A 12,877-nucleotide genomic window follows, 5' to 3' on the forward strand; every position below is an offset into this window, starting at 1 on the left:
GGTCGACCCCCCGTTTTCTGTGTGTAAATGCAATACATCCCCTAGGAGGTTTTTATTTATGCGTAGAACGAAAATTGTATGTACGATTGGACCAGCTTCAGAGAAACGTCTTCCGGAAATGATTGAAGCCGGAATGAACGTCGCTCGTCTCAACTTCTCACACGGTGACTATGAAGAGCACGGCGCACGTATCCGCGACATCCGTGAAGCATCGAAAGCTGCCGGTAAAGTCGTGACGGTTCTTCTTGACACGAAAGGTCCTGAAATTCGTACACATACGTTTGAAGAAGGAAAAGCACTCCTCGAAAAAGGCAAAGAAGTCATCATCGTCTCGACAGAAGAAATCGTCGGAACGAAAGATCGTTTCTCAGTCACGTACGAAGGCTTGTACGAAGACGTTGAAGTCGGTTCACGCATCATGCTTGACGACGGACTCATCGGTCTCCTTGTCGTTGAGAAGCTCCCGAACCGCGACCTTCGCTGCGTCATCGAAAACGAAGGCGTCATCAAGACGAAGAAAGGTGTCAACTTGCCTAACGTCAAAGTGAACCTTCCTGCCCTTACAGACAAAGACATCGCTGACATCGAGTTCGGGATTTCACAAGACATCGATGTCATCGCGGCATCGTTCGTCCGCCGTGCATCTGACGTCGTTGAGATTCGTCAACTTCTCGAGCGGAACAACGCGTCACATATCAAAATCTATCCGAAAATCGAAAACCAAGAAGGTGTCGACAACATCGACGAAATCTTGGCGATTTCTGACGGTTTGATGGTCGCTCGTGGTGACCTCGGTATCGAGATCCCAACAGAAGAAGTCACACCAGTTCAAAAAGAATTGATCAAGAAGTGTAACGACCTCGGGAAACCGGTTATCACGGCTACACAAATGCTTGACTCAATGCAGCGCAACCCGCGTCCAACTCGTGCGGAAGCATCTGACGTCGCCAACGCCATCCTCGATGGTACGGATGCGGTCATGCTTTCAGGTGAGACGGCAGCAGGGGACTACCCAATCGAGTCAGTTCAAATGCAAGCAGCGATCGCTGTTCGTACAGAGCAAATGCTCGACTACAAAAACTTGCTCAAAGATCGTCAGAAGCGCAGTGAGCACACGGTAACGGATGCGATTTCACAAGCGGTCGCCCACACGGCGATCAACTTGAACGCTAAAGCGATCTTGACGCCGACACAATCAGGTTACACGGCTGCTCGTACAGCGAAGTATCGTCCGGAGGCGAACATCATCGCGGTGACAGAGTCAGAGCGTGTGGCACGTCAATTGAACCTCGTTTGGGGCGTTTACCCGATCGTGGCTGACACGATGCCGAACAACACGGATGAGATGTTGGTACAAGCTTCAGAAGCGGCTCGTCACGCTGGATTCGTCACTGACGGTGACCTCGTCGTCGTCTCGGCTGGTATCCCGGCTGCGACTGCAGGTACGACAAACATGATGAAAGTTCACATCGTCGGTCACGCCCTCGCAAACGGACGTGGTATCGGTGAGCGTGGTCTCGTCGGTGAAGTCGTCGTTGCGAACAATGCAGACGAAGCGAATGCGAAAGCGAAAGAGGGCATGATCCTCGTCGCACCATTCACAGACAAAGAAATGATGCCAGCGATCGAAAAAGCGGCTGGAATCATCACAGAAGACGGTGGATTGACGAGCCATGCCGGCATCGTCGGACCATCACTCCGTAAACCGGTTATCGTCGGTGTCGAATCAGCGACATCAACGTTCCGCGACGGACAGATGATTTCAATCGACCCACTCACTGGTAAAATCTACAACGCGTAATCGAATGCCAATCGAACCGACCTTTTCATGAGGTCGGTTCTTTTTCCATTCAGAAAGAGAGTGTGTAATGAGTGCCTATTTATTCTTGCTGTTGCTCGTATTGATTGGGGTCATCTCCCATAACCAGTCGGTCATCATCGCCAGCAGCGTCTTATTGATTATTAAAGCGGTCGGATTCGGCGACCAACTGTTCCCGACGCTCGCCTCGAAAGGCATCCATTGGGGCGTGACGATCATCACGATCGCCGTCCTCGTGCCGATCGCGACCGGCGACATCGGCTTCCGGGAATTGTGGAATAGTATTAAAGGGCCAGTCGGGATCGTTGCGTTCGCCTCTGGAATCTTCGTCGCCCTTGCCGCCGGACAAGGGGTCCAACTGATGCGGGTCGATCCTGTCGTGACGACGGCATTGCTCGCCGGGACCATTCTGGCCGTCGGTTTCATGAAAGGCGTGCCAGTCGGACCGCTCGTCGGAGCCGGGATCGCCGCCTTGATTTTAGGTGGATTTAACCTGCTCCAAAAGTGGTTCTGACATTTTTTGACGGCTGGATACGCTTACATTTCTTTTTTTCAGTAAATTGTTTATACTAGATAAAGGACAGGGTGGAGCGAGCTCGAAACGGATTGGGGAGAGTCTTCGACTCCTCGCCCTTATTCCCTACACACAGACTGTATATGCGGTCGATCACTTTTAAAGACTGAGGGGGAGTTATTGATGTCAACGACAAAAGGTTTAGAAGGAATTGTGGCAGCGGCCTCAAAAGTCAGTTCGATTATTGACGGACAATTGACTTACGGAGGATACACGATTGACGATTTGGCAGACCACGCCACATTCGAAGAGGTTGTTTTCCTATTATGGAACGACCGCCTTCCGAAAGCAGAAGAATTAACTGAGCTCTCAGCAGCGCTCGTGAAAGAAGCCAAATTGCCAGAAGATGTCATCGCGACGCTCGAGCGGGCGCCGAAATCGGCCAATGCGATGGCGACGATTCGGACTGCGCTTTCACAGCTCGCGCTTTATGATGAAGAGTCTGAAGATATGAGTCCGGAAGCGAACATGCGCAAAGCGATTCGTCTCCAAGCGCAAATCGCCACGATCGTGACGGCGTTCGCTCGTCTTCGTAAAGGCGAACAACCGGTTGCACCAAAACAGGGCTTGTCTTATGCGGGCAATTTCTTGTACATGTTGAACGGAGAAGAGCCGAGTGAAGTCGCCGAGAAGACGATTGACAAAGCACTCATTCTCCACGCCGACCATGAATTGAACGCTTCGACGTTCACGGCCCGCGTCTGCGTCGCCACATTGTCGGATATTTATTCAGGTGTGACGGCGGCGATGGGCGCCCTCAAAGGCCCGCTCCACGGCGGTGCGAACGAGGCGGTCATGAAGATGCTTCACGAAATCGGCTCGGTCGATAAAGTGGAGGACTACGTCCGCGGCAAGTTCGAACGCCGTGAGAAAATCATGGGCTTCGGTCACCGTGTCTATAAGGACGGCGATCCGCGTGCGAAACACTTGAAGGAGATGAGCCGCCAATTGACGGCCCAAATCGGCGAACCAGAATGGTACGAGATGTCTGAGAAAATCGACCATCTCGTCGAGACGGAAAAAGGCTTGAAACCGAACGTCGATTTCTATTCGGCTTCAACGTATTACGCACTCGGCCTCGACGAAGAGTTGTTCACACCGATTTTTGCGGTCTCACGCATGTCGGGCTGGATTGCTCACATCCTCGAGCAGTATGCGGACAACCGTTTGATCCGTCCTCGCGCTGAATACATCGGCGAGACGAACCGGTCATACGTCCCGGTGAACGAGCGTTAATTGACGCCGGACGAAAAGTTCGAGTCACAATTTAGACATAAACTTTGGTAAACTAACAATTGACGTAGGTCGGCGTTCGCGTCGGCCTACATAAATGTACTTAGGGGGATTCATTATGTTGACACAAAACGAAAAGATTACAGTTGAAAACGGTGTTTTAAACGTACCGAACGTACCGACGATTCCATTTATCATCGGCGACGGCACAGGACCTGACATTTGGAACGCTTCAGTTCGCGTCTTTGATGCGGCTGTCGAAAAAGCATACGGCGGCGAGAAGAAAATCGAATGGATGGAAGTGTACGCTGGGGAGAAGGCGTTCAACCAAAAAGGCGAATGGCTCCCGAACGAGACACTCGATGAAATCCGTGAATATTTGATCGCCATCAAAGGCCCATTGACGACACCGGTCGGCGGCGGGATCCGTTCACTCAACGTAGCGCTCCGTCAAGAACTTGACTTGTACACTTGCTTGCGCCCGGTCCGTTACTTCACAGGCGTTCCTTCACCGGTCAAACGCCCAGAGGATACAGACATGGTCATCTTCCGTGAGAACACAGAAGACATCTACGCGGGCATCGAATACGCGTCAGGCAGTGACGAAGTAAAGAAATTGATCTCGTTCTTGAAAGAAGAGATGAACGTCAACAAAATCCGTTTCCCAGAAACGTCTGGCATCGGGATCAAGCCGATCTCGTCTGAAGGAACGAAGCGTCTCGTCCGCGCGGCGCTCGAGTACGCGATCGCGAACAACCGCAAATCGCTCACGCTCGTCCATAAAGGGAACATCATGAAGTTCACAGAAGGCGCCTTCAAAAACTGGGGCTATGAGCTCGCAGAAGAAGAGTACGGCGACAAAGTCTTCACATGGGCGCAATATGACCGCATCAAAGAAGAGTCTGGCGAAGCGGCTGCGAACGAAGCGCAATCGAAAGCTGAGGCAGAAGGCAAAATCATCGTAAAAGATTCAATCGCTGATATCTTCTTGCAACAGATTTTGACACGTCCGCGTGAGTTCGACGTCGTAGCAACGATGAACTTGAACGGCGACTACATCTCGGATGCGCTCGCTGCCCAAGTCGGCGGAATCGGGATTGCACCTGGAGCGAACATCAACTACGTGACAGGCCATGCCATCTTCGAAGCGACACACGGTACGGCACCGAAGTATGCTGGCCTCGATAAGGTCAACCCGTCATCGGTCATCTTGTCAGGTGAAATGATGCTTCGTCATATGAACTGGAACGAAGCGGCTGATCTTATCATCAACTCGATGGAGAAGACAATCGCCTCGAAAGTCGTCACATACGATTTCGCTCGTCTCATGGACGGCGCGACAGAAGTGAAGTGTTCAGAGTTTGCGGATGAATTAATCAAAAACATGTAAGACATCAGCTAAACCAAGGGGGAGAGCACAATGATTCGTCGCAATAAGATCTCGGTTATCGGTAGCGGATTCACGGGGGCCACGACGGCACTGTATTTGGCTCAAAAAGAGCTCGGTAACGTCGTGTTGCTCGATATCAAAGAGAACGAGAACCCGACGAAAGGAAAAGCGCTCGATATGCAAGAGACGGCGCCGATTCAAGGGTTTGACTCATGGATTACGGGGACGTCCGATTATGCGGACACCGCGGACTCGGATATCGTCGTCATCACAGCGGGCATCGCGCGCAAACCAGGCATGAGCCGGGACGACCTCGTCTCGACGAACGCCAAAGTGATGCGGGCGGTCACGAAAGAAGTGGCCCGGTACTCACCGGATGCGATTATCATCGTCTTGACGAACCCGGTCGACGCGATGACGTACGCTGCCTTCAAAGAGTCAGGCTTCCCGAAAGAGCGTGTCATCGGTCAATCCGGTGTGCTCGATACGGCCCGGTTACGGACGTTCGTCGCTGCGGAGTTGAATATCTCCGTGAAGGACGTCTCTGGATTCGTGCTCGGCGGGCACGGGGATGACATGGTCCCGCTCATCCGTTATTCGTACGCGGGCGGAATCCCGCTCGAGAAATTGTTGCCGACCGACCGCATCGACGCGATCGTCAATCGGACCCGTAAAGGCGGCGGCGAGATCGTCCAACTGCTCGGGAACGGATCGGCCTATTATGCGCCGGCGGCGGCCATCGTCGAGATGGTCGAAGTGATCTTGAAAGATCAACGGCGGATTTTACCGGCCATCGCGTATCTCGACGGCGAGTACGGTTTCCACGACTTGTATCTCGGTGTGCCGACGATTCTTGGTGCGAACGGGATTGAACGTGTGCTCGAACTTGAATTGACGGAAGACGAGACGGCGGCGCTACAGCGCTCTGCCGACTCGGTCCGCTCTGTCTTGAACGTCCTCAACTGAGGGCTCACCTCGTCTGCATCTGCAGACGAGGTTTTTTTGTATGGGCGGCGCATGCTACACTGAAAGCAGAACGTGGATTTGTTTTGTTTTTGTAAAGATTTGCTTTGAGGTTGGTCGGACGTGGCATTGATTTGTAAAATAGGTAGTGTACATGACTGAACAGATAGATTAGAGGAGGAACTAAGCGTGGCTGATAAAGTAATTGTTGTCGATGACGAGGTGTCGATTGCGACGTTATTAAAGTTTAATTTGGAGCAAGCCGGATTCGAAGTCGAGACGGCGCATGACGGGAAGACCGGACTTGAGCTGGCTGAGAAGCAAGACGCCGTCTTAATCGTCCTCGACTTGATGTTGCCTGAGATGGACGGTCTTGAAGTTTGTAAACGGCTCCGCCAACAAAAAGTGAACACACCGATTCTCATGTTGACTGCGAAAGACGATGAGTTCGATAAAGTGCTCGGTCTCGAGCTCGGTGCCGATGACTATTTGACGAAGCCGTTCAGCCCACGAGAAGTCGTGGCCCGCGTCAAAGCCATCCTGCGCCGTTCGGCCCCACAAGAAGCACCAGCGACGGACACGGACGTCATCGAGATCGGCGACGTGAAAATCATCGCGTCAAACTATGAAGTGTTCAAGAACGGTGAACGGCTCGAGTTGACACCGAAAGAGTTCGAACTGTTAGCGTACTTGGCCAAAAATAAAGGGCGCGTCTTGACGCGCGACCAGCTCTTATCGGCGATTTGGAATTACGACTTCGTCGGAGATACGCGTATCGTCGACGTCCACATCAGCCACCTTCGGGAGAAGATTGAGCCTGTGACGAAAAAACCGACCTATATCAAGACGATTCGTGGTCTCGGCTATAAGATGGAAGAGCCGATGGCCGAATGAAGACGTACCGCTCCCGGTTTTTGACGACGCTCATTCTACTCGTGACGGGCGTCCTATTGACCCTCGGGATTGTGCTCGGTCAATTGTTCAAAGATTTCTATTTGGATTCTGAACGCGATCGTTTGAAAGAAGACGCTGAGTTGGCCGCACTCTATTTGGACGGAGGCGAACTTGCGGACATTCAAGATTATGTCGGTCAAATCGATGACGAGAGCAGTTTCGATATCTTGCTCCTCAATCGGCGGATGGAAGTCATCGCCGGGACACCGTTTCGGGTCGGCTCATTTGATTTCCGGATGGATGCCGCGTCGATTCCGGAAGGCGGAACGTTCGGGAACGAGACACGCGAGGATTTGATTCAGTTCACGAAGCCGATTGAGTTGTCATCAGGCGACACGGTGTACTTGAGCTTTATCCGCTATGTCTCCGATTTGGAGAGCGTATATGATCGGATTTGGCTGACCATCGCGTTGGCGTTGATTTTCTCGTTCTTCTTAATCCTTTTCGTGTTACACAACTTGACGAACCAATTCATTCGACCAATCGACGAGGCGACCATCGTCTTGCGTGAACTGGCAGACGGGAACTATCGGGCCCGTGTCTACGAGTTACGGAACGACGAAGAGACGGGCAGTCTGGCCGGATCGATCAACGTGCTCGCCCGCAACTTGGAGACAATCTCACTCGGTGAATCGGTTCAACGGGCACGGCTTGAGTCGCTCATCGAGTATATGGGGGCAGGACTGCTCTTGGTCGACGAACGTGGCATCGTGACGCTCGTCAACCGTTCGTATCGCGACATGTTCCAATATGATGAATTGATGATCGGCCAGTTTTATCATGGTATCTTGCCGAGTCCGGACGTCGAGACGTTGATCGAGGACGTCTATTTGACGGAGGAGCCGCACCGCCGGCAACTGTCGATCCGGTCAGGTTTCAATCAAAAGACGTATATGGTGTCGGCCGCGCCGATTTTCAGTGATACGGGCATGTTGCGCGGGACGACGCTTCTCTTTAACGACATCACCGAATTGAAGCGTCTCGAGAAGATGCGCAAAGATTTCGTCGCGAACGTGAGTCATGAGTTGAAGACGCCGCTCACATCGATTCGTGGCTTCAGCGAGACGCTGCTCGACGGGGCGAAAGAAGTGCCGGAACTGCGTGATCAATTCTTGGATATCATTCAAAAAGAAGCGACGCGCATGCAGATGCTCGTCGAAGATTTGCTCGAACTGTCACGGCTCGAACGGGAAGATTTCCATCTGGAGTTCACCCCGGTACAGCTCAATCAGCTCGTTGAGGAAGTCTGTCTCGTGCTGAGCCAGAAGGCGGAAGGGAAATCGATTCACTTGGAGGCGCGCCACGATGGGGAAGTCGTCTTGCAGGCGGACATGAACCGCATCAAACAAGTCATCTTGAATCTCGTCGCCAATGCGATCAACTACTCGCCGGAAGGCAGCCAGGTCGAGATCGCCGTCGAGAAGAGACCGGACGGCTCTTATTTGATCGTCAAAGATAACGGCATCGGCATCGCGCCGAAAGAAGTGGGCCGTATCTTTGAACGGTTCTACCGGGTCGATAAGGCACGGAGCCGAAACTCCGGCGGGACCGGTCTCGGTCTTGCCATTGTCAAGCATATCGTCGATCTCCATCACGCGACGATTCAAGTCGACAGCGTCGAAGGCGAAGGCACGACGTTCACCATCAAATTCCCGAGTGCTTAACAAGGAATTCATGGCGAATTCATACCGGCTTTACAAAGCGATGCTACTCTATGGATGAGACCTCTTCATCATCTCGTGTCCCGATTGGTGCTCATCTCCACTCAATCGGGAGGATCGACCCTTTTCTAGTACCTAGAAAAGGGTCTTTTTTTTCGAACGCATGTACCCGTATGATATGATGGAACCAGATAGAATGGAGGTTGTCCAATGAATAAACTACTACTCCTTGACGGAAACTCACTCACGTATCGTGCCTTTTTCGCGCTGCCTCCGATGACGGATGCGAGCGGTCGAAACACGAATGCCGTGTACGGGTTCACGATGATGTTATTGAAGCTGATGGAAGACGAACAGCCGACCCATTTCGCGGTCGCGTTCGATGCGTCGAAAAAGACGTTCCGCCACGACACGTATGCCGATTATAAAGGCGGACGGCAAAAGACGCCGGGTGAGCTCCGCGAGCAATTCCCGATCGTCCGTGAGATTTGTGAGGCGTTCGGCATCAAAGTGCTCGAGCTCGACCAGTATGAGGCCGATGACATCATCGGGACGCTTTCCAAAAACACTGCGTTCGACCAAGTGACGGTCGTCACCGGTGATAAGGATTTACTGCAATTGATTGACGACCGCGTCACGGTCTACTTGACGAAACGTGGCATCACCGACGTCGAGGCGATGGACGCGGCGGCATTCCATGAGCGGTATGAGGGATTGAGCCCGCTTCAAATGATTGATTTGAAAGGTCTGATGGGCGATAAATCCGATAACATTCCGGGCATTCCCGGCGTCGGTGAGAAAACGGCCCTCAAATTGCTCACGGCCTATGGTTCCGTGGAAGGTTTATATGAACATACGCACGAACTAAAAGGGAAACAAAAAGAGAAGGTCGAGGCGAACGAGCGGGAAGCGCTCATGTCGAAACAGTTGGCGACGATTTATACCGACGTCCCGATTGACGTCAGCATCGACGAGCTCACGTTCCATCCGTATGACGCTGGGAAAGTGAAACCGCTATTCATGAGCCTGCAGTTCAAGTCGCTCCTCGGGAAACTGAGTCTCGACGCGTCGAGCGAGGAAGCTGTGGAAGTGCGTGATGTGAACCATATCGGGATTGACGAGCAAGAGTTGACAGAAGCGGTGCTCTTCCTCGAACAACTGCGCGACGATTATTTCGAAGAACCGGTCATCGGCGTGGCCATCGCATCAAAAGCAGGGGTGACCGTCGGTGACGTGTCACTCTTGGACGTACCGGCTGTCCGCGAGTGGCTGGCCGATGAAAAGCGGGCTACAATCTGTCTCGATGCGAAACAGACGATCATTCAATTGAAACGCCATGGCGTGACGCTCCGAGGCTACGAGGACTTGCTCGTCGCCGGCTATTTGCTCAACTTGTCGGGCGGGACGACACTCGACTCGATTGCCGCCCATTTCGAATACGCGTTGCCGGAAGACGAGGCCGTGTATGGAAAAGGAGCGAAACTACACGTCCCGGAACAAGACGTCCTCGACCAACACCTCGGGGAGAAGGCGATGGCCATTTTGACGTTGTTCGTGAACGTCAGTAACGAGCTCGTCCAAAATGAGCAGACATCGCTGTATGAGGATTTGGAACGCCCGCTCGCCTCGGTGCTCGCCGAGATGGAGTGGGCCGGGATTCACGTCGATGTGGCGACATTGAAGGTGATGGAAGACGATCTCCGCGACCGCTTGCTCCAACTCGAGACCGAGATTCATAACCTCGCCGGCGAAGCGTTCAATATCAATTCACCGAAGCAGCTCGGCGTCATCTTGTTCGAGAAGCTGGCGTTGCCGCCGGTCAAGAAGACGAAGACGGGATACTCGACGGCGGCGGACGTGCTTGAGAAGCTCGCACCGCTCCATCCGATCGTCGAACATATCATGCATTACCGCGAACTCGGGAAATTGCAGTCGACGTACGTCGAAGGACTACAAAAAGTCATCAAGGACGACGGGAAAATTCATACCCGTTACACGCAGACGTTGACACAGACCGGGCGGTTGTCGTCGGTCAACCCGAACTTGCAAAATATCCCGATTCGTCTGGAAGAAGGACGCCGGATTCGGAAGGCGTTCACAGCGAGCGAATCTGATTGGGTGCTCTATGCGGTCGACTACTCGCAAATCGAGCTCCGCATCATGGCCCACATGTCGCAAGATGAGAAGATGCTCGAGGCGTTCCTGCATGATGAGGATATTCACACGTCGACGGCAGCAAACGTGTTCCGGGTCGCCAAAGAAGAAGTGACGTCGCTCATGCGGCGCCAGGCCAAGGCGGTCAACTTCGGGATTATTTACGGCATCAGTGATTATGGGCTGTCGCAAAACCTCGGTATCAGCCGGAAAGAAGCGCAGACGTTCATCGATACGTACTTCGAGCAGTTCCCAGGCGTGAAGCGGTTCATGGATGCCGCCATCGAGCGGGCCCGGAAGCACGGTTACGTCGAGACGATGTTGAAACGTCGTCGCAATATCCCGGATATCCATTCGCGTAACTTCAACTTGCGCGGCTTCGCCGAACGGACGGCCATCAACACACCGATTCAAGGGACGGCCGCCGATATTATCAAGAAAGCGATGATTGATGTCGACGTGGCGCTCCGCGAATCGGGCTTGCGCTCGAAACTGTTGCTTCAAGTCCACGATGAACTCATCTTTGAAGGACCGAAAGAAGAGACAGAGGCGCTCGAGACAATCGTCAAACAAGCAATGGAACACACGGTCAAGCTCGACGTGCCGCTCCGCGCGGACGGATCGTTCGGGGAGACGTGGTTCGACACGAAATAAGAACGAGAAAGGAAATCACTATGCCTGAATTACCAGAAGTGGAGACGGTCTGTCGCCGATTGCGACCGTTCGTCTCCGGAAAAACGATTGCAAATGTCGAGGTGCTCGACGCGAAAATCATTCGGGGACACGAACCGGAGATTTGGGTTCAACAGTTGCTCGGTGAGACGATTCAAGACGTCGAACGGCGCGGGAAATTTATTTTGTTCAAATTGACGAACGGATATCTCGTTTCGCATCTCCGCATGGAAGGGAAATTCTTTCCGCATGACGAAATGGTCAATCCGGTCAAACATACGCACGTCGTCTTCACGTTCACGGACGGGACGACGCTCCATTACAACGACGTCAGAAAGTTCGGCACGATGGAACTGAAGACGAATGACGACTTGTATATGACACCGCCGTTGTCGTTGCTCGCGCTTGAACCGTTCGACCCTGAATTGACGGCGGAGACGCTTCATACCCGCTTGAAGCGGATGAACGTCCGGGCCATCAAGACGGCACTCCTCGACCAGTCGATTTTCGTCGGTCTCGGTAATATTTACGTCGATGAGACGTTGTTCCGGGCCGGGGTCCATCCGACCCGCCCGGCGGCTTCGCTCTCACTTGACGAGGTGCGTTTAGTGCACCAAGAGGCTGTGGTCGTGTTGACGGAAGCGATTGAGCGCGGCGGGAGCACGATTCGAAGTTATACGAATCCCGACGGAGCGAGCGGGACGTATCAAGAGACGCTCTACGTGTATGGTCAGACCGGCGAGCCGTGTAAACGTTGCGGCCGACCGATTGAAAAGATGAAATTGGGCGGACGGGGCACGCACTACTGTCCGCACTGCCAACAGTAAGAGGTGGACACGATGTTGAAGATTGGTTTGACAGGTGGAATTGCGACAGGGAAGTCGACTGTATCCCGTCTGTTTCGAAAGCAAGACATCCCGATTATCGATGCCGACAAGATGGCGCGAATCGTCATCGATCCGGGAGGCAAGGCGTTCGCGGCCGTTCGTGAGGCATTCCCACAATGTTTCTCCGGTGACACGTTGAACCGTCAAGCGCTTGGGCGTGAGATTTTTCATGATGACGCCAAACGCCAGTTGCTGAATCAACTCATGCATCCGGCGATTCGTGAGGAGATGCTCGAAGAAATGTGTGGCTACGAGGCGGCGGGGGAGACCGTCGTCATCTTCGACATCCCGCTCTTGTTCGAAGGGACGATGCGCGACCTGGTCGACTATACGGTCGTCGTCTATTGCCGGGAAGAGATTCAGTTGATGCGTCTAATGGAGCGGAACGGCTTGACGAAAGCGGAAGCGCTCGCGCGCATCCATGCCCAAATGCCGATTGAAGAGAAGAAGCAACAAGCTGATTTTTTAATCAACAATAACGGTGCTTTAGGTGATTTGGCGGACCAAGTGGCCCGCCTCGTCGAACAATTCGAAGACATGAAAAAAGAAGGCGACTGAGCGCCTTCTTTT

General features: G+C 53.0%; 10 protein-coding genes. All 10 read left to right on the forward strand.

Annotation, left to right across the window (positions count from 1 at the left end; genetic code table 11):
- Positions 1-58 precede the first annotated feature (58 nt).
- The 10 genes from pyk to coaE all read left to right on the forward strand — a co-directional run bounded on the left by pyk (position 59) and on the right by coaE (position 12,865).
- Positions 59-1,801 carry a pyruvate kinase gene (pyk, locus tag KNP83_RS04360; RefSeq protein ID WP_214760869.1) on the forward strand — a complete coding sequence of 581 codons (1,743 nt, stop codon included), beginning with the start codon at positions 59-61 and terminating at the stop codon, positions 1,799-1,801.
- A gap of 67 nt (positions 1,802-1,868) precedes the next feature.
- Positions 1,869-2,333 carry a DUF441 domain-containing protein gene (locus tag KNP83_RS04365; RefSeq protein ID WP_214760873.1) on the forward strand — a complete coding sequence of 155 codons (465 nt, stop codon included), beginning with the start codon at positions 1,869-1,871 and terminating at the stop codon, positions 2,331-2,333.
- Between the two features lie 183 nt (positions 2,334-2,516).
- Positions 2,517-3,629, forward strand: coding sequence for a citrate synthase (citZ, locus tag KNP83_RS04370; RefSeq protein WP_214760875.1), 1,113 nt, complete (start codon positions 2,517-2,519; stop codon positions 3,627-3,629).
- Between the two features lie 118 nt (positions 3,630-3,747).
- Positions 3,748-5,016 carry an NADP-dependent isocitrate dehydrogenase gene (gene icd, locus KNP83_RS04375; protein WP_131437491.1) on the forward strand — a complete coding sequence of 423 codons (1,269 nt, stop codon included), beginning with the start codon at positions 3,748-3,750 and terminating at the stop codon, positions 5,014-5,016.
- Between the two features lie 30 nt (positions 5,017-5,046).
- Positions 5,047-5,982, forward strand: a complete 936-nt coding sequence (gene mdh, locus KNP83_RS04380) for a malate dehydrogenase (protein WP_214760877.1) — start codon at positions 5,047-5,049, stop codon at positions 5,980-5,982.
- Positions 5,983-6,168: 186 nt separating this feature from the next.
- Positions 6,169-6,873, forward strand: coding sequence for a response regulator transcription factor (locus KNP83_RS04385; protein WP_214714578.1), 705 nt, complete (start codon positions 6,169-6,171; stop codon positions 6,871-6,873).
- The gene (gene pnpS, locus KNP83_RS04390) at positions 6,870-8,597 is read left to right on the forward strand and encodes a two-component system histidine kinase PnpS (protein WP_214760879.1); all 1,728 of its coding nucleotides are present in this window, start codon (positions 6,870-6,872) and stop codon (positions 8,595-8,597) included. The genes KNP83_RS04385 and pnpS overlap by 4 nt, the downstream gene beginning before the upstream one ends.
- Positions 8,598-8,804: 207 nt before the next feature.
- Positions 8,805-11,402: a DNA polymerase I gene (polA, locus tag KNP83_RS04395; RefSeq protein WP_214760881.1), complete on the forward strand. Its 2,598-nt coding sequence runs from the start codon at positions 8,805-8,807 to the stop codon at positions 11,400-11,402.
- 20 nt (positions 11,403-11,422) lie between these two features.
- Complete coding sequence (gene mutM / locus KNP83_RS04400) at positions 11,423-12,247, forward strand: DNA-formamidopyrimidine glycosylase (protein WP_214760882.1); 825 nt, start codon at positions 11,423-11,425, stop codon at positions 12,245-12,247.
- 12 nt (positions 12,248-12,259) lie between these two features.
- Positions 12,260-12,865: a dephospho-CoA kinase gene (gene coaE, locus KNP83_RS04405; protein ID WP_214760885.1), complete on the forward strand. Its 606-nt coding sequence runs from the start codon at positions 12,260-12,262 to the stop codon at positions 12,863-12,865.
- The last annotated feature ends 12 nt before the right edge of the window (positions 12,866-12,877 follow it).

It is taken from the genome of Exiguobacterium sp. s146 (assembly GCF_018618415.1).
In the GTDB taxonomy this organism is placed as follows: domain Bacteria; phylum Bacillota; class Bacilli; order Exiguobacteriales; family Exiguobacteriaceae; genus Exiguobacterium.

Coding starts and splice junctions, on each gene's coding strand:
- pyk (WP_214760869.1), top strand. CDS start 59: ATGCGTAGAACGAAAATTGTATGTACGATTGGACCAGCTTCAGAGAAA.
- KNP83_RS04365 (WP_214760873.1), top strand. CDS start 1,869: ATGAGTGCCTATTTATTCTTGCTGTTGCTCGTATTGATTGGGGTCATC.
- citZ (WP_214760875.1), top strand. CDS start 2,517: ATGTCAACGACAAAAGGTTTAGAAGGAATTGTGGCAGCGGCCTCAAAA.
- mdh (WP_214760877.1), top strand. CDS start 5,047: ATGATTCGTCGCAATAAGATCTCGGTTATCGGTAGCGGATTCACGGGG.
- pnpS (WP_214760879.1), top strand. CDS start 6,870: ATGAAGACGTACCGCTCCCGGTTTTTGACGACGCTCATTCTACTCGTG.
- polA (WP_214760881.1), top strand. CDS start 8,805: ATGAATAAACTACTACTCCTTGACGGAAACTCACTCACGTATCGTGCC.
- mutM (WP_214760882.1), top strand. CDS start 11,423: ATGCCTGAATTACCAGAAGTGGAGACGGTCTGTCGCCGATTGCGACCG.
- coaE (WP_214760885.1), top strand. CDS start 12,260: ATGTTGAAGATTGGTTTGACAGGTGGAATTGCGACAGGGAAGTCGACT.